The 16,405-nt window shown below is 74.1% G+C and carries 17 protein-coding genes; all 17 read right to left on the bottom strand.

Features of this window, described 5'->3' with window-relative positions; all coding sequences use genetic code 11:
• Positions 1–132 precede the first annotated feature (132 nt).
• Complete coding sequence (gene dprA / locus V5D56_RS12120; protein ID WP_435735584.1) at positions 133–1,464, bottom strand: DNA-processing protein DprA; 1,332 nt, start codon at positions 1,462–1,464, stop codon at positions 133–135.
• Between the two features lie 19 nt (positions 1,465–1,483).
• The gene (locus tag V5D56_RS12115) at positions 1,484–3,019 is read right to left on the bottom strand and encodes a YifB family Mg chelatase-like AAA ATPase (protein ID WP_435735583.1); all 1,536 of its coding nucleotides are present in this window, start codon (positions 3,017–3,019) and stop codon (positions 1,484–1,486) included.
• A complete protein-coding gene (locus tag V5D56_RS12110; protein ID WP_435735582.1) occupies positions 3,019–3,378 on the bottom strand; it encodes a YraN family protein in 360 nt (119 codons plus the stop codon). Before V5D56_RS12110 ends, V5D56_RS12115 begins: the two co-directional genes overlap by 1 nt.
• A 172-nt stretch (positions 3,379–3,550) precedes the next feature.
• Entirely contained in the window at positions 3,551–3,850 is a 300-nt protein-coding gene (locus tag V5D56_RS12105; RefSeq protein ID WP_024840525.1) for a DUF2469 domain-containing protein, read from the bottom strand.
• Between the two features lie 46 nt (positions 3,851–3,896).
• Positions 3,897–4,781, bottom strand: a complete 885-nt coding sequence (locus V5D56_RS12100) for a ribonuclease HII (RefSeq protein ID WP_435735581.1) — start codon at positions 4,779–4,781, stop codon at positions 3,897–3,899.
• Positions 4,778–5,626 (bottom strand): signal peptidase I, encoded by an 849-nt coding sequence (gene lepB, locus V5D56_RS12095; RefSeq protein ID WP_435735580.1) that lies wholly within the window; start codon positions 5,624–5,626, stop codon positions 4,778–4,780. Before lepB ends, V5D56_RS12100 begins: the two co-directional genes overlap by 4 nt.
• A 131-nt stretch (positions 5,627–5,757) precedes the next feature.
• Positions 5,758–6,108, bottom strand: a complete 351-nt coding sequence (rplS, locus tag V5D56_RS12090; protein ID WP_251150654.1) for a 50S ribosomal protein L19 — start codon at positions 6,106–6,108, stop codon at positions 5,758–5,760.
• 186 nt (positions 6,109–6,294) lie between these two features.
• Positions 6,295–7,116: a tRNA (guanosine(37)-N1)-methyltransferase TrmD gene (trmD, locus tag V5D56_RS12085; protein WP_435735579.1), complete on the bottom strand. Its 822-nt coding sequence runs from the start codon at positions 7,114–7,116 to the stop codon at positions 6,295–6,297.
• Between the two features lies 1 nt (position 7,117).
• Positions 7,118–7,657, bottom strand: a complete 540-nt coding sequence (gene rimM / locus V5D56_RS12080; RefSeq protein ID WP_435735578.1) for a ribosome maturation factor RimM — start codon at positions 7,655–7,657, stop codon at positions 7,118–7,120.
• A 147-nt stretch (positions 7,658–7,804) separates the two neighbouring features.
• Complete coding sequence (locus tag V5D56_RS12075) at positions 7,805–8,044, bottom strand: RNA-binding protein (RefSeq protein WP_251150651.1); 240 nt, start codon at positions 8,042–8,044, stop codon at positions 7,805–7,807.
• Positions 8,044–8,478: a 30S ribosomal protein S16 gene (gene rpsP / locus V5D56_RS12070; RefSeq protein WP_435739016.1), complete on the bottom strand. Its 435-nt coding sequence runs from the start codon at positions 8,476–8,478 to the stop codon at positions 8,044–8,046. The genes V5D56_RS12075 and rpsP overlap by 1 nt, the downstream gene beginning before the upstream one ends.
• A gap of 161 nt (positions 8,479–8,639) precedes the next feature.
• On the bottom strand, positions 8,640–9,755 hold the full coding sequence (locus tag V5D56_RS12065) for an amidohydrolase family protein (protein ID WP_435735577.1): 1,116 nt from the start codon (positions 9,753–9,755) through the stop codon (positions 8,640–8,642).
• A 33-nt stretch (positions 9,756–9,788) separates the two neighbouring features.
• Positions 9,789–11,402, bottom strand: a complete 1,614-nt coding sequence (ffh, locus tag V5D56_RS12060) for a signal recognition particle protein (RefSeq protein WP_435735576.1) — start codon at positions 11,400–11,402, stop codon at positions 9,789–9,791.
• Positions 11,403–11,505: 103 nt separating this feature from the next.
• Complete coding sequence (locus V5D56_RS12055) at positions 11,506–13,335, bottom strand: [protein-PII] uridylyltransferase (RefSeq protein ID WP_435735575.1); 1,830 nt, start codon at positions 13,333–13,335, stop codon at positions 11,506–11,508.
• 16 nt (positions 13,336–13,351) lie between these two features.
• Positions 13,352–13,690 (bottom strand): P-II family nitrogen regulator, encoded by a 339-nt coding sequence (locus V5D56_RS12050; protein ID WP_251150647.1) that lies wholly within the window; start codon positions 13,688–13,690, stop codon positions 13,352–13,354.
• Complete coding sequence (locus V5D56_RS12045; RefSeq protein WP_435735574.1) at positions 13,687–15,000, bottom strand: ammonium transporter; 1,314 nt, start codon at positions 14,998–15,000, stop codon at positions 13,687–13,689. Before V5D56_RS12045 ends, V5D56_RS12050 begins: the two co-directional genes overlap by 4 nt.
• A gap of 203 nt (positions 15,001–15,203) precedes the next feature.
• Positions 15,204–16,403, bottom strand: a complete 1,200-nt coding sequence (ftsY, locus tag V5D56_RS12040; protein WP_435735573.1) for a signal recognition particle-docking protein FtsY — start codon at positions 16,401–16,403, stop codon at positions 15,204–15,206.
• Positions 16,404–16,405 lie beyond the last annotated feature (2 nt).

The raw sequence follows: 16,405 nt of genomic DNA, 5'->3' as shown, positions 1-16,405 counted from the left end.
GGCGCCGGCTCCGGTGTCGCGGGCTGCTGTTCCCTGTCCTCAGACACTCCCCCAGTGTGCCGCGGCGACGCGGCACCCCGCCGGAGGCTCTCCGCGTCGCCCTCCCTCACGGCCCACGGGCCGCCGCCCACCTCAGGGGCGGGACCGGGCGCGCACGTCGCCGCGGCGCCATCCGCCCGGCACCCGGTCGGCGAGGCCCACCAGCTCGAGCCGACCGAGCGCCGCGACCGTCTCCGGCACCGCGAGCCCCGCAGCCCGCGCGACGGACTCCACGGGCTTGCCCGAACGCAGCGGCAACGCGTCCCACGCGCGCGTCTCCACCGCGTCGAGGCCGTCGTGGGGCGCGACCCGGGCCTGGCCGGGGGCGGGTCCGGACGGCGCCGCGTCCTGCCCGAGAGCCCCGGCCAGCTCGGCGATCTCGTCGGCGTCGGTCACGCACACCGCGGCCCCGTCGCGCAGGAGCCGGTGGCACCCTGAGGACGCCACCGACGTCACGGGGCCGGGCACGACACCGACAGGACGGGAGAGCTCGGCCGCGCGAGCCGCCGTGCTCAGCGAGCCCGAGCGCCACGCCGCCTCGACCACGACGGTCGCCGACGCGAACGCCGCGATGAGGCGGTTGCGCAGCAGGAACCGGACACGGCTCGGGACCGAGCCGGGCGGGACCTCGGACACCACGGAGCCGCCCGAGTCGACGACGGCACGCAGGAGCTCGACGTTGCCCGCCGGGTAGAACCGGTCGACACCGCCGGCGAGGAACGCGACGGTCGCGCCCTCGGCCGCGAGCGCGCCCCGGTGGGCGGCGGCGTCGATGCCGTAGGCGCCTCCCGACACGACGGTGAAGCCACGGCCCGCGAGACCCGTCGCGACGTCCCCCGTGACGTACCGGCCGTAGTCGGTGCAGGCACGGGCGCCCACGACCGCGACGGACCGCCTCGCGAGCGCCGCGAGGTCCGGGACGCCGCGGACCCACAGGCACAACGGTGCCGAGGCGCCGAGGTCGTCGACGCTCGTCGGCCAGGCGGGGTCGCCGGGGATGACGAGAGATCCGCCGAGCCGGGCGAGCACGCGCAGCTCGCGACGCGGGTCCAGCCCGTCGAGGCGGGGTGCCCAGCGCGAGACGGCGCGCAGGACGCGCGCGACGGGGGCCGCAGGACGGTCGTCGGTGCCGGCCTCGTGGACGCTCCGGGCGTCTCCCGGCGAGCCCACCACGGCGGCGAGATCTCTCGTGACCGGGCCGTCCGGACGTGCTGCCGCGAAAGGGTGCTGCCCCGCGGCGGCGACGAGGACCCGCCTCGCCTCGGCGGGGTCGCTCACGGCGTCGTACACCCACGAGAGGGCGTCGGGGGCGCCGAGCGAGCGGACGAGCGCGCCCGCCACCTCGTCACCCGGTTCGGCGAGCCGGGACCAGGCCGCGCGCGCGAGACGCTCGTCGGTGACGTCGAAGGCCGGCCGACCGCTCACCGTCGGACCCTCCCGCCCCTCACGCACGGTAGCCCCGCGTCCGCAGCGCGAGCCCGGCGCCGACGTCGGCCCGCGACGGTGCGTCCCGGCCCGCGAGGTCGGCCACGGTCCACGCGAGCCGCAGCACGCGGTCCGCACCGCGCAGGCTGAGCGTCCCGCGGTCCAGTGCCGCGTCGACGTCCCGCAGGAGGCCCGGGTCGGGCCCGAGCCGCTCGCGCAACCACGTCCCCGGCACCTCGGCGTTCGTGCGCCAACCCGTCCCGGCGAGGCGCAGGGCGGCGGCCTCCCGGGCGGCGCGCACCCGTGCTGCCACGGTCGCGCTCGACTCGGGCGCGACGTGCGACGCCCGCTCGACGCGCGTCACCGGACGCACCTCGACCTGGACGTCGACACGGTCGAGCAGCGGGCCCGAGAGCCGACCGAAGTACCGCCGCTGCGCGACCGCGCTGCACGTGCAGTCCAGCCCCTTGCCCACGCTCCGGCCGCACGGGCACGGGTTCGCCGCGAGCACGAGCTGGAACCGGGCGGGGTAGCGCGCCGAGCCGGCTGCGCGGTGGATGACGAGCTCCCCGTGCTCGAGCGGCTGGCGCAGCGTCTGCAGCACGCGCGCGCCGAACTCGGGCGCCTCGTCGAGGAAGAGGACGCCCCGGTGCGCCCGCGAGGCCGCACCCGGCCTCGGGACCCCGGTACCGCCGCCGACGATCGCCGCGGGGGTCGCGGTGTGGTGCGGGTCCTCGTACGGCGGCCGGCGGACGAGCCCGCCGCCCGGGTCGAAGACGCCCGCGACCGAGTGCACGGAGGTGACCTCGACCGCCTCGCTCTCCGTGAGGTCGGGGAGGATGCCGGGCAGCCGGGCGGCGAGCATCGTCTTGCCCGCGCCGGGCGCACCGACGAGCAGCAGGTGGTGCCCGCCGGCGGCGGCCACCTCGAGCGCGTGCCGCGCCTCGTCCTGACCGAGCACGTCGGACAGGTCGCCCTCGCGCCTGCGTGCCACCGCGGGACGCGCCGGCACGACCGGATCGACCGCTCCGGGCCCGTCGAGCTCGGCGCCGTGCAGCCGCGCGACGTCCGCGAGGCTCACCGCGCCGACGACGCGCGCGCCCGGGACGAGGCTCGCCTCGGCGACGTCGGCGGCGGCCACGACGACGTCGCGGTAGCCCGCGTCCACCGCGGCCGCGACGGCGGGCAGCACGCCCCGGACCGGCTGCAGCCGGCCGTCGAGCCCGAGCTCACCGAGGTGCACGACGCCCTCGACCGCCGAGGCGGGCAGGAGCTGTGCCCCCGCCAGCGTCGCGACGGCGATGGCGAGGTCGAACCCGGTGCCCGACTTGGGCAGCGCCGCCGGTGACAGGTTCACGGTGATCTTGCGCTGGGGCCACGTGAGGCCCGACGACGCGACGGCGGCACGGACCCGGTCGCGGGACTCGCTGAGCGCCGTGTCCGGCAGCCCCACGAGCACGAAGCCCGGTACCGACGCCGCGAGGTGCGCCTGCACCTCGACCACGTGCCCGGAGAGCCCCACGAGCGCCACGGCCCGGGTGATCCCGAGCGCCATCAGGCACTCACCCCCACGAGGTGCTCGACGTGCGCGGCCCCGGCGCGTTGCACGAGGACGGCCACGACGTCGATCCGCACCGAGCGCGCCCGGACGTCGTGCGTCGCGAGCCACTCCCCGGTCAGGCGGCGCAGCCGCGCGAGCTTGAGCGGTGTGACGGCCTGCGCGGGGTGCCCGTAGGCGGTCCCCCGGCGGGTCTTGACCTCGACCGCCACGACGACGTCACCGTCGAGCGCGACGACGTCGAGCTCTCCTCCGTGCCCGCGCCAGTTGCGGTCGAGCAGGGTCCACCCCGCCTCGACCAGGTGGGCCGCAGCCACCCTCTCCCCGTACCGCCCGACGGCGTCCTTCGCTCCCATGGCTCACCTCCGCGCACCACGGTGGTGGTCGGGACGGTCCGGCCGCCAGACCTCGACGGCCCCGTGTGGAGGGATGGACCAGACGCGGGCCTGTGGACGGCCAGGACCGCCGGGAACGCACGGTTGCTGCTCGTTCGCGCGACGTCGGCTCGACGCGCGTCCGCGCGGACGTCTACAGCTGGAGCTCGGCCTTCGCCAGCTCCTCGACGTTGACGTCCTTGAACGTGACGACGCGCACGGACTTCACGAACCGGGCCGAGCGGTACACGTCCCAGACCCACGCGTCGGCGAGCCGCAGCTCGAAGTACACCTCGCCGGCGGCCGAGCGCACCTGGAGGTCCACCTGGTTCGCCAGGTAGAAGCGTCGTTCGGTCTCCACCACGTAGGAGAACAGGCCCACCACGTCGCGGTACTCGCGGTACAGCGCGAGCTCCATCTCGGTCTCGTAGTTCTCGAGGTCTTCGGCGCTCACGTCTCCATCATGGACCATCGGGACGCCGGCGCAGGTCCGGCGTGGCTCAGCTGGTCGGGAGCGAGGCGTCGGGGTCGAGGTCGAGCGCGACGACCGGCGGCCCGTAGACGGGGGCAGCATCCGACCTGCCCGTCGCTCCGTCCGATCCCGCGGCGTCGAGGACCGGCGACAGCTCGTCGCCCCGCTCGGGCAGGCGCCAGCTGCGCCGGTGCTGCGGGGTGGGGCCGTGCTCGCGCAGCGCCTCCACGTGCGTCGCCGCGCCGTAGCCCTTGTTCTGGTCCCACCCGAACACCGGGTACTGGTGCGCGAGCCGCGTCATGAGCGCGTCCCGCTCGGTCTTGGCCAGGACGCTGGCCGCGGCGACCGAGGCGCACTGCAGGTCGGCCTTGACGAGCGTGCGCACACGGGGGTCGCCGAGACCGTCGTCCTGGGGGTCGAGCTCGAAGGCCTCGAAGAGGTCGACGGAGGGACGCGTCAGCCAGTCGTGCTTGCCGTCGAGCAGGACGGCCTCGACGTCGCCCACGGAGCGACGGACCTGCGCGAGCGCGCGCCGGCCCGCGAGACGCAGGGCACCGACGATCCCGTGGGCGTCGATCTCCGCAGGCCCCGCGTGCCCGACGGCCCACGCGACCGCCCAGGCGCGCGCGAGCGGCACGAGCGCCTCGCGCGCGGCGGGCGTGAGGAGCTTGGAGTCGGTGAGCCCCGGCGGGCAGGGCTTCGTCGCCAGGTCCACGACGACGACGCCCACGGAGACCGGCCCGGCGAGCGCACCGCGCCCGACCTCGTCCATCCCCGCGACGAACCGCGCACCGTCGCGCAGCATCGCGCGCTCGTGACGCAGGTCCGGGCGGCGCCGCGCGCTCCCGCCGGCCGTCGTGGCGGCCCGGGAGCCTGCGCCGCGCCGAGGCGCCGCGACCGTGCCGCTCGTCACGGCTCCTGCTCCGGGACGTCCGGGACGTCGGCGAACACGTCGCCGGGGTTGCGCAGCAGGCCGGCGTGGGACAGCGGCCAGACCTTGACGAACGCGGTGCCGACGACGTTGCTCATCGGGACGAACCCGCCGCCCGGCCTGCCGGTGTTGTAGCGGGAGTCCTGCGAGTTCTGCCGGTTGTCCCCCATGACGAAGAGCATGTCGTCGGGAACCGTCCGGTCGAACGGGTCCTGGCTGGGCACCGAGCCCGGCTTGATGTACGTCTCGTCGATGGGCTCGCCGTTCACGCTCACGCGACCTTCGGCGTCGCAGCAGACCACGTGGTCGCCGGGCGTCCCGACGACGCGCTTGATGAGGTGCTCGCCCGTGTCCTGCGGCAGCAGGCCGATGAACGTCAGGGCGGCGGTCGCGGCCTCCGTGAGCGCGCTCTGCTCCTCCGGCACCGCCGGCGGCAGCCACCCGCCCGGGTCCTTGAAGACCACCACGTCGCCCCGGTGCACGTCGAACACCCCGGGGACGAGTCGCGAGACCATCACCCGGTCGCCCTCGACGAGCGTGTCCTCCATCGACGCGCTCGGGATGAAGAACGCCTGGACCAGGAAGGTCTTGATGAGCAGCGAGAGGATCAGCGCGCTCACCACGATGATCGCCGTCTCCCGCAGGAGCGAGGACTTGCGCGCGGGCGCCGGGGTCTCGTGCGTCGCGTCCTCGTCGGGCCCCTCGTCGGGCTCGCGACGGGCGTCGGCGGCCGCCCCGAGCGGGGTGCCGACGTCGTCGACCGCGTCGGTCCCGCGCTCGGGTCGGGCGTCGGGTCGAGGGCCGCGGGTGGGGGCGCTGTCGGTCACGCGTTCACCTTGCCACCTTCGGGCGACTTCCGGGAAACGGACCGGGAGTCGGGACGGTTGTCGGGAGGCCCCGGGACGCCGAACGGGCGGCCACCCCAGGGGGGCGGCCGCCCGTTCGCGACTGCGGTCGGTCAGCGCGTCTCGCGCTTCTCCTTGATCTTCGCCTTCTTGCCGCGAAGCTGACGCAGGTAGTAGAGCTTGGCGCGGCGGACGTCGCCGCGCGTGACGACCTCGACCGACTCGATCGAGGGCGAGTGCACGGGGAACGTGCGCTCGACGCCGACACCGAAGCTGATCTTGCGGACCGTGAAGGTCTCGCGGACGCCGTGGCCCTGGCGCGCGATGGTCACGCCCTGGAACGCCTGGACGCGGGAGCGGTTGCCCTCGACGACCTTGACGTTGACCTTGAGCGTGTCACCGGGACGGAAGTCCGGGACGTCGCTGCGCAGCGATGCTGCGTCGACGCTGTCCAGCGTGTGCATGATGTTCTCCTCGCCCGCCACAGGTCGGGACGCGTGCTCGTGGCCCAGGACGACCCGGGCTGATCTCGTCAGGACGGTGCGTGACATGCCGTCGAGCTGATGTCGTGTCCCGGACGTCCCCTGTGGCAGAGTCCGGGAGTCGGCGCGCACCGAGGGCTCATTCTGCCACACCGCGGCGCCGGGGCGTCAGCCCTCTCGTTCGAGCCGACCGTCACGGGGCGTCCAGCCCGACGCGGCGAGCACCTCGAGGTCGTGGCGGTCGAGCGTCTCGACGTCCAGGGCCCGCACCATGTCGGGCCGTCGCGCGGCGGTGCGTCGCAGCGCCTCGTCCCGCCGCCAGCGATGGATGCGCGCGTGGTGACCCGACAGCAGGACGTCCGGGACCTCGAGCCCCTCCCACGCCGGCGGCTTGGTGTACACCGGGTACTCGAGCAGCCCGGCCGCGCCGTGCGACTCCTCGACGAGGGACTCCGGGTTCCCGACGACGCCGGGCAACAGCCGGGCGACCGCCTCGACCATGACGAGCGTCGCGACCTCGCCCCCGTTGAGCACGTAGTCGCCGATCGACAGCTCGCTCACCCTGCCGCCGGCCGCGCGGTGGTGCTCGGCGACGCGCGCGTCGATGCCCTCGTAGCGGCCGCAGGCGAAGACGAGGTGGCTCTCCTCCGCGAGCGCCTCCGCCGTGCGCTGCGTGAAGGTCTCGCCCGACGGCGTCGGCACGACGAGGTGCGGCCCCGCACCCTGGGACGGCGCGCCGTCGGGCTCGTCCGCCGACCGCTCCGTCCCTGCGACGTCCGCGATCGCCCGACCCCACACGTCGGGTCGCATGACCATGCCCGCGCCGCCGCCGAACGGCGTGTCGTCGACCGTGCGGTGCCGGTCGGTCGTCCAGTCGCGCAGGTCGTGCACGCGCAGATCGAGGATGCCGGCCGTCCGGGCCTTGCCGACGAGGGACAGGTCGAGCGCCGCCAGGTAGTCGGGGAAGATCGTGACGACGTCGATCCGCACGTCAGCCCTCCTCGGGCGTCGCGACGTCGAGCCGGTCGGCGTCGGACGCGAGCAGACCGCCGGGCGGGTCCAGCACCACGCGTCCCCCCGGGACGTCGACGACGGGCACGATGGCGCGCACGAAGGGGACGAGCGTGCGGGTCCCGTCGGGCTCCCGCAGCACGAGCAGGTCGTGGGCCGGCGCCTCCTCCAGTCCCTCGACGCGGCCGAGCTCCGTGCCGTCCGTCGACTCGGCACGCAGGCCGGCGAGCTCGTGGGAGTACCAGGCGTCCTCCTCGTCGGACTCCTCGACCTCGACCACGAGCTGCGTCCCCCGCAGGGCCTCCGCGGCCGTTCGGTCGCCGACGCCCTCGAACCGCACCAGCCAGCGCCCCTGGTGCACGCGGACCGAGGCGACGACGAGCGGACCGGCGTCGGCCGGCTCGGTCGGGAGCTCGGCCCCGACGGCGAGCCGGGCCTCGGGGTCGTCGGTGCGCAGGTCGAGCGCCACCTCGCCCCGCAGCCCGTGCGCCTTGCCGACGCGGGCGACGGTGAGCTGCATGGTCGTGCTCCTCTGGTCGTTGTGCTGGGACGGCCCGTGGTCGGCCCGCCCGTGTCCCGGACGTGTCCGGGAGCGAGAAGACCCGGCCCGCCTCGCGGCGGGCCGGGTCTCTCGAGTCCCTCGCGGGACGTGGTCCTTCGCGGACGCTCAGCGGCGGTCGACGTCGACGACGTCGACCCGCACGGGACCGTCGGTCGCCAGGGCCCCGATCACCGTGCGCAGGGCGCGCGCGGTGCGCCCGCCCCGACCGATCACGCGACCGAGGTCGTCGGGGTGGACCCGGACCTCGAGCAGGTCACCGCGACGCAGCGTCTTCGAGCCGACCCGGACGTCGTCCGGGTTGTCCACGATGCCGCGCACCAGGTGCTCGAGGGCCTCGGCGAGCATCAGGCCTCGTCGCCGGCAGCTGCAGCGTCGGCGGAGTCGGCAGCCTCGGGTGCGGGCTCCGACTTCTTCTCCGCGGCCTTGGCCTTGACCTTCTCGGCGTCGGCAGCGGCAGCCTCGATGGCAGCGGCGGGGTCGGCCTTCTCGCCCTTGACCCGGAGCGTGCCCTCGGCGCCCGGCAGGCCCTTGAACTTCTGCCAGTCGCCGGTGATCTTGAGGAGCGCGAGGACCTGCTCGGTCGGCTGCGCGCCGACACCGAGCCAGTACTGCGCGCGGTCCGAGGTGATCTCGATGAACGAGGGCTCCTCGGTGGGGTGGTACTTGCCGATCTCCTCGATGACGCGACCGTCACGCTTGGTGCGCGAGTCCGCGATGACGACACGGTAGTACGGCGCCCGGATCTTGCCGAGACGCTTCAGACGAATCTTGACGGCCACTGTGGTGGTCACTCCTGGTTCTGGTATGGGTGAACCCGCGCGCGTCCGGTGGGGACCAGGACGAGGGTGGGGTTCAGGACACGGCGAGCACGGAGAGAGGGGCCGGGCACACCGAGTACGGGGCCATTGTGCCAGACGGCCGGCGAGCCGACCAAGCCGGGCTAGTGCCGCACGATCTCGCCACGCAGCACGACGGCGGTGGGCGCACGCAGCACCTCGACGTCGAGCCGCGGGTCCGCGGGGTAGACGACGAAGTCCGCCGTCGCGCCCTCGACGAGGGACGTGAAGCCGAGGTACTCGCGGCCCTGCCAGCTCGCGGCGGCGACGACGGCGGCGGACGGGATGCCGGCGGCGACGAGCTCGGCGCACTCGTCGGCGAGGCGTCCGTGGCCGATCGTCCCGCCCGCGTCGGTCCCGACGAGGAGCTGGATCCCGGCGTCGTGCAGCGCGCGGGCCTGCTCGTACCGGCGCGCGTGCAGGCGGCGCAGGCGGGCGGCGAACCGCGGGTAGCGGGCGTCGGCCTGCCGTGCGATGTCCTCGAATCGCCCGACCTGCAGCAGGGTCGGCGTGACGGCGATGCCGCGCTCGGAGATGTCGTACATGAGGTCGGGGTGGATGCCCGTGCCGTGCTCGATCCCGTCGACCCCGGCGGCGAGCAGCGACGGGATCACCTCGTCGGAGAACGCGTGCACCGTGACGCGCGCCGCCTCGGCGTGCGCGACGGCGACGGCCTCCGCGAGGACGTCGTCGGGCCAGAGCGGGCGCAGGTCCCCGTCGTCGCCCAGGTCGCGGTCGATCCAGTCGCCGACGAGCTTGACCCACCCGTCCCCTGCGCGCGCCTCACGACGCACGGCCTCGGGAAGCTGCGCGGGGTCGTCGAGCTCGAGCCCGTAGTGCCGCAGGTAGCGCTTCGGCCGCGCGATGTGGCGACCGGCGCGCACGAGGCGCGGCAGGTCGCGGCGGCCCTGGATCCATCGCGTGTCGGCCGGCGACCCGGCGTCGCGGACGAGCAGCACGCCGCTGTCGCGGTCGACGAGCGCCTGGGCCTGGGCGGTGGCGGTGTCGACCGCACCGTCGGGGCCGAGCCCGACGTGGCAGTGCACGTCCACGAGACCCGGCAACACCCAGCCCTCGAGGTCGACCATGTTGGTGCCCTGGGCCGAGGGCCGGGTCAGGCTGACGCGCCCGTCCTTGACCCACAGGTCGCCGACCTCGCGGTCGTCACCGATGAGGACATGGCCGCGGACGTGCAGCGTAGGGCCTTCCAGCGCGGACATGCGGCTCCAGGGTGAAGGTGGTCGGGACGTGGGTCAGCGGCCGAGGAGCTTCTCGAACCCAGGCGGCAGCTCGAGGTCGTCGGAGACCTGCGGCGACGCCGGGCCCGCTCCTGCGCCGACGCCGAACGCCGACCCTGCAGGCGACGACGGTCGAGCGGCCTCTCCCGCGGCACGGGCCGCCGCGGCGCGCTCCTGCTCCGCACGCTTCGCCGGGTTGCCCGACTTGCCCTTCGCCTTGCGCTGCGGGGCCTGACGCCCGCGCGCCTTCTTGCCGCCCATGCCCGGCAGGTTCCCCATGCCCGGCATCCCCGGCACGCCTCCGCCGCGGCCCATCTGGCGCATCATCTTCTGCGCGCCTGCGAACCGCTCGAGCAGCTGGTTCACGTCGGACGTCCGGACACCGGAGCCTCGCGCGATGCGGGCCCGGCGCGAGCCGTTGATGATCTTCGGGTTCTCGCGCTCCGCGGGGGTCATGGAGCGGATGATCGCCTCGATGCGGTCGACCTCGCGCTCGTCGAAGTTCTCGAGCGCCTCCCGCATCTGGCCCATGCCGGGCAGCATGCCGAGCATCTTCTTCATCGAGCCCATGTTCTTCATCTGCTGCATCTGCACCAGGAAGTCCGCGAGCGTGAAGTCCTGACCGGACTCGAGCTTCTCGGCCATCTTCGCGGCCTGCTCGGCGTCGAACGCCTTCTCGGCCTGCTCGATGAGGGTGAGCACGTCGCCCATGTCGAGGATGCGCGACGCCATGCGGTCCGGGTGGAAGGCCTCGAAGTCGGTGAGCTTCTCACCGGTCGACGCGAAGAGGATCGGCCGACCCGTGACGCCGGTGACGGACAGCGCCGCACCACCGCGCGCGTCGCCGTCGAGCTTGGTGAGGACGACGCCCGTGAAGTCGACGCCCTCCTCGAACGCCTTCGCGGTCGCGACCGCGTCCTGGCCGATCATCGCGTCGATGACGAAGAGGATCTCGTCCGGGCTCACCGCGTCGCGGATGTCCGCGGCCTGCTGCATGAGCACGGAGTCGAGGCCCAGGCGGCCGGCGGTGTCGACGATGAGGACATCGTGCTCGCGCCGGCGCGCGGCCTCGAGCCCGTCGCGCGCGACGGCGACCGGGTCGCCGATGACGTCGTCGACCTCGACGCCGCTCTGGTTGCCCGGGTGCGGGGCGAACACCGGGACGCCCGCACGCTCGCCCACGACCGAGAGCTGCGTGACGGCGTTCGGCCTCTGGAGGTCGGCCGCGACGAGGAGCGGCGTGTGCCCCTGCTCGCGCAGGTGCAGCGCGAGCTTGCCCGCGAGGGTCGTCTTTCCGGCACCCTGGAGGCCGGCGAGCATGATCACCGTCGGCGGGGTCTTGGAGAACCGCAGCCCCCGGCTCTCCCCGCCGAGGATCGCGACGAGCTCCTCGTTGACGATCTTGACGACCTGCTGCGCCGGGTTCAGCGCGCCGGAGACCTCCGCGGACAGCGCGCGCTCGCGCACGGTCGCCGTGAACTCGCGCACCACCGGTACGGCGACGTCGGCGTCGAGCAGCGCGCGACGGATCTCCCGGATCGTCGCGTCGATGTCCGCCTCGGACAGCCGACCCTTCGCCCGCAGGTTCTTGAAGGTCGATGTCAGTCGGTCCGACAGCGTGTTGAACACCGCGTCATCCTCACCAGTCGCCGGTCGTCTCGGGGGCGGACGCGCACCACCCGGCTCCGTCTCACCGAGAGGGCACGGTACGGCGCGTCCGCGAGGGTCAAGCCTACCCGGGCGCCCGGGGCCCGGCGTCGCCGTCCGCCCGGAGCACCCGCAGCGTCGCGCCGACGAGGTCGTCGACGAGCCGGGCGCGCCACGCGGTCCACGCGCTCGGGCCGAGCGAGGAGGCGTCCGCCTCCGTCAGCGCCCGCAGGACCTCGAGGAGCTCGGGCCGGTGGTCGACGGCCTCGGCGAGCTCGGCGACGGTCGCGGGGTCGTCGGGGTCCTCGCTCACCGCGAGCCGGGACAGGGTGAGATGGTGCCGCACGAGGCGCTCGACGTCGGACACCACGCCCGCGTCGAAGCCCATCCGCCCGAGGATCACGGGCACGAGCCGCGCCCCCTCGACAGAGTGGTCCTGCGCGCCCGCGCGCTTGCCGATGTCGTGGAGCACCGCGGACAGCACGAGCAGGTCGCCCCGCGCCACCTCCTTGCGGTCGCGCGACGCACGCGCGACGACCTCGACGAGATGACGGTCCACGGTGTGCCGGTGCACCGCAGCCCGCTGCGGGCGGTTGCGCACGCCGGCCCACTCGGGGATCCACGTCGTGACGACGCCCGCGAGGTCGAGCGCCTCCCAGACCGCCACCTGCGCCTGGCCCGAGCCGAGCAGCGAGAGGAACGCCGCCCGGGCGGCCTTCGGCCACGGCTCGGGCAGCGGGGGGCACTCGGCGAGGCTCGCGACCGACACCGGGGAGAGCGTCAGCCCGGTCCGCGCGGCGGTCGCGGCGGCGCGCAGCGACAGGAGCGGGTCGGACGCGGGGTGCGCGTCGACGGCGAGGACGAGCTCGCCGTCGTGCTCCACGAGACCGTCGCCGACGGAGCGCAGGCGCGGTGCGGCACGACGACCGCGGATGAGCACGGGTCGTCGGGCGATCGACGGTCGCTGCAACGCCTGGCGGGCGCGGCGGACGGTCGAGTCGAGCGCGTAGGAGATCTCGCGCCCCGCCTCGGCGAGGCTCGCGAGGAGCTCGTCCGGGTCGTCGTACCCGGCCACGTCGGCCACGTCGTCCAGGTCCGCGAGGAGCAGCCGACTGGTGTGCCGACCCGTGACGACCTGCAGCGTGTCGCGCACGTCGAGCAGGTGGGCATAGGCGCGGTCGACGGACCCGTGCGGGCGGTCCGTGAGCCACGTCGCCGCGAGCGCCGAGAGGACGACCGCGTCCCGGATGCCGCCGCGCGACTCCTTGAGGTCAGGCTCGATGAGGTAGGCCAGCTCGCCGGAGCGCTCGGCCCGGTCGCGGGTCGAGGACAGGAGCTCGGGGAGCCGACGACGCGAGGCCGACCGCCAGTCGGTGAGCACCGCCGACGACGCGCGGTGGACCACGAGGGAGTCGCCGGCGACGGCGCGCACGTCGAGCCAGCCGACGGCCGCGGGCACGTCCTTGGAGGCCACCTGGCGGCACTGCGACAGCGAGCGGACGGAGTGGTCGAGGTCGATGCCGGCGTCCCAGAGCGGGTACCACAGGCGCTGCGCTACCCCGGCGACCTCCTCGGCGGAGTGCGTGCGACCGTCGTGCACGAGCACGAGGTCGAGGTCGCTCGCGGGGCCCATGTCGCCTCGGCCCAGGCTCCCCACGGCTGCGAGCGCGATCCCGTCGGGGGCGACGTCGGCCGTCGCCTCCTCCCACAGCGTCGCGAGGCTCGTGATCACGAGGTCGACGACGGCCGCACGGCGAGCGACGCCGCTGCGGCCGGGACCGCTCAGCGATCGCGCGAGATCGAGCGTGCGAGCGCGGAGGTCCCGCACCCCGTCCGGGTGCGGGACCTCCGTACCGTGCTCCGCCGATCCCCCCGCGACCCCGCCCGTGGCCGGGGTGTCGGCGTGGTCCGTCATGCGCGGATCGTCGTCCTCACAGGGCGCCGGGGCCGTGCTCGCCCGTGCGCACCCGGGCGACGTCCTCGACCGGGACGGTCCAGACCTTGCCGTCGCCGATCTTGCCGGTCTGGGCGGCCTTGACGATCACCTCGGTGACGACGGCCGAGTCGGCGTCGTCGACGAGCACCTCGATACGGACCTTGGGGACCAGGTCGACCGTGTACTCGGCGCCGCGGTAGACCTCGGTGTGGCCCTTCTGCCGGCCGTAGCCGCTGGCCTCGCTGACGGTCATGCCGCGCACGCCCGCTGCCTCGAGCGCCGACTTCACGTCGTCGAGACGGTGCGGCTGGATGATTCCCGTGACGAGCTTCATGCCCGCACCTCCTTGATGACGCTGCCCTGCTGGATGGACTCGTACGCCGTCTCACCGTGCACCGCGAGGTCGATCCCGCCGACCTCGGCGTCCTCGCTGACCCGCCAGCCCATCGTCGCCTTGAGGATGAGGCCGATGACCAGCGTCGTCAGGGCCGAGAAGACGATCGCGACGAGGGCGATGAGAATCTGGACGACGAGCTGCTGAGCCCCGCCGCCGAAGAACAGGCCGGTGTCCGCGGCGAGGAAGCCGATCGCGACCGTACCCCACAGGCCGGACACGAGGTGGACGCCGACGACGTCGAGCGAGTCGTCGTAGCCGAAGCGGTACTTGAGACCGACCGCGAGGGCGCTGAGCGCACCGGCGACGACGCCCAGGACGATCGACGTGACCGGGGTGAGGGCGCCCGCGGCGGGCGTGATGGCGACGAGGCCCGCGACGACACCGGACGCGGCGCCGAGCGACGTGGCGTGACCGTCACGGATCTTCTCGGTCAGGAGCCAGCCGATGATGCCCGCGGCGGTCGCGGACGTCGTGTTGACCCAGGCGAGGCCCGCGGTCTCGTTGGCGCCGAACGCCGAGCCCGCGTTGAAGCCGAACCAGCCGAACCACAGGAGGGCCGCGCCGAGCATGACGAACGGGAGGTTGTGGGGGCGCATCGGCTCGGAACCGAAGCCCTTGCGCTTCCCGACGAGGAGCGCGAGCACGAGGGCCGCGACACCGGCGTTGATGTGGACGACCGTGCCGCCGGCGAAGTCGATCGGCGCGACCGTGGCGGCGCCGTCGGTCACCCCGAAGACCATCGCCGCGAGACCGTTCTCGTTGGCCGAGAGGAAGCCGCCACCCCACACCATGTGGGCGAGGGGGAAGTAGGTGACGGTGACCCAGATCGCGGTGAACGCGAGCCACGTTCCGAACTTCACGCGGTCGGCGAGCGCACCGGAGATCAGCGCGACCGTGATGATCGCGAACGTCACCTGGAAGGCGATGTCGACGACATTCGGATAGTTGCCCAGCGTGCTGGCGACGGCGCTGCCCTCAGCGTCCGTGATCGCCCCCGAGAGACCGAACTGCGCGAACGGGTTCGCGAAGAGCCCGCCCGTCCCCGCCTCGCCGTAGGACATCGACCAGCCCCACAGCACGTACACCACGCCGACCACGGCCATGGCCCCGAACGACATCATCATCATGTTCAGCACGGACTTGGCGCGGACCATGCCGCCGTAGAAGAACGCCAGTCCGGGCGTCATCAGGAGCACGAGGGATGCTGAGATCAGCATCCACGCGGTAGCCCCGGTGTCCCACTCCATCGGATCATCTCCCCTCGCCAGCCGGGCGGCTGGTCGGGGACAACGTTGGTGGGGGCGGGTTTCGCCGGGAGTGTCGTCGTGTTACGCGGGTGTGACAAGCGGTTCTCGGAGGTAAACGTTCCGTTTCCGAGCCTCGCGAGCGGTGTCCGACGTCCGGATCGCGACATCCGCGTGATCGGACCGTGATACGACCGTGACCTGCGTCAGACGCCGAGGAGCCCGTCCACGAACTCCTCCGGGTCGAACGGGGCGAGGTCGTCGGGCCCCTCTCCGAGCCCGACCAGCTTCACCGGGACCCCCAGCTCGCGCTGCACGGCGACCACGATGCCGCCCCGGGCGGTCCCGTCGAGCTTCGTGAGCACGATCCCGGTCACGCCGGCGACCTCACCGAAGACGCGGGCCTGGTTGAGCCCGTTCTGGCCCGTCGTCGCGTCGAGCACGAGGAGGACCTCCGACAGCGGCGCCTCCTTGGTGATGACGCGCCGGATCTTGCCGAGCTCGTCCATGAGCCCGGCCTTGTTCTGCAGGCGCCCCGCGGTGTCCACGAGCACGACGTCGGCGCCCTCGACCCGCCCGCGGCGTACCGCGTCGAACGCGACGGCAGCCGGGTCGGCGCCGTCACGGTCCGCGCGCACGGTCGGCACGCCCACGCGCGCGCCCCACGTCTGGAGCTGGTCCGCCGCGGCCGCGCGGAACGTGTCGGCCGCGCCGAGCACGACGCTGCGATCCTCCGCGACGAGCACGCGCGCGAGCTTGCCGACGGTCGTCGTCTTGCCTGTGCCGTTGACCCCGACCACCAGCACGACGGCCGGGACCTGCCCCTCCGGCGTCGCCGTGGGCGCGATCGCCAGGGACCGGTCGAGAGTGGGGTCGACGAGCGCGACGAGCTCGTCGCGCAGCAGGGACCGCACGCTCTGCGCATCGCGCACGCCGAGCACGCGCACCCGGGTGCGCAGGTTCTCGATGAGCTCACCGGCCGGGCCCGCGCCGACGTCGGCGAGCAGGAGCGTCTCCTCGAGCTCGTCCCAGTCGTCCTCGGTGAGGTGGTCGCGCGACAGCACCGAGAGCAGTCGAGCGCCGAGCGGCGAGCCGGAACGCGCGAGCCGCTCGCGCAGCCGGACGAGACGGCCGCCGACCGGCTCGGGGCGCTCGATCGCGGCCGCGGGGGCCGTCTCGGGCTCCACGACGGCCGTCTCACGGTCGAGCACCGCCGTCCCGGCGGCTCCTGCCTGCCCGTCGTCGGCGTGCTCCGCCGCGCGGGGGGTCGTGACTCCCGTCGGCCGAGGAGCGGGCCCGGCGCCCGGTGCACCGCGGCGCCGACGGACGGACATCGCGCCGCCCGTGACGAGACCGACGACGACGAGGAGGCCGAGAAGGATCCAGAGAGGAAGGAGGTCGTTCACGC

Origin of the sequence: Cellulosimicrobium sp. PMB13 (assembly GCF_051294865.1) — a bacterium.
Lineage (GTDB): Bacteria > Actinomycetota > Actinomycetes > Actinomycetales > Cellulomonadaceae > Cellulosimicrobium.
This window is presented reverse-complemented; position numbering and strand designations above follow the sequence as displayed.

Excerpts from the sequence above, each read along its gene's own strand:
- V5D56_RS12115 (WP_435735583.1), bottom strand. The coding sequence starts at position 3,019 with ATGGCGCTCGGGATCACCCGGGCCGTGGCGCTCGTGGGGCTCTCCGGG.
- V5D56_RS12110 (WP_435735582.1), bottom strand. The coding sequence starts at position 3,378 with ATGGGAGCGAAGGACGCCGTCGGGCGGTACGGGGAGAGGGTGGCTGCG.
- rplS (WP_251150654.1), bottom strand. The coding sequence starts at position 6,108 with ATGCACACGCTGGACAGCGTCGACGCAGCATCGCTGCGCAGCGACGTC.
- rimM (WP_435735578.1), bottom strand. The coding sequence starts at position 7,657 with ATGCAGCTCACCGTCGCCCGCGTCGGCAAGGCGCACGGGCTGCGGGGC.
- V5D56_RS12075 (WP_251150651.1), bottom strand. The coding sequence starts at position 8,044 with ATGCTCGCCGAGGCCCTCGAGCACCTGGTGCGCGGCATCGTGGACAAC.
- V5D56_RS12065 (WP_435735577.1), bottom strand. The coding sequence starts at position 9,755 with ATGTCCGCGCTGGAAGGCCCTACGCTGCACGTCCGCGGCCATGTCCTC.
- V5D56_RS12055 (WP_435735575.1), bottom strand. The coding sequence starts at position 13,335 with ATGACGGACCACGCCGACACCCCGGCCACGGGCGGGGTCGCGGGGGGA.
- V5D56_RS12050 (WP_251150647.1), bottom strand. The coding sequence starts at position 13,690 with ATGAAGCTCGTCACGGGAATCATCCAGCCGCACCGTCTCGACGACGTG.
- V5D56_RS12045 (WP_435735574.1), bottom strand. The coding sequence starts at position 15,000 with ATGGAGTGGGACACCGGGGCTACCGCGTGGATGCTGATCTCAGCATCC.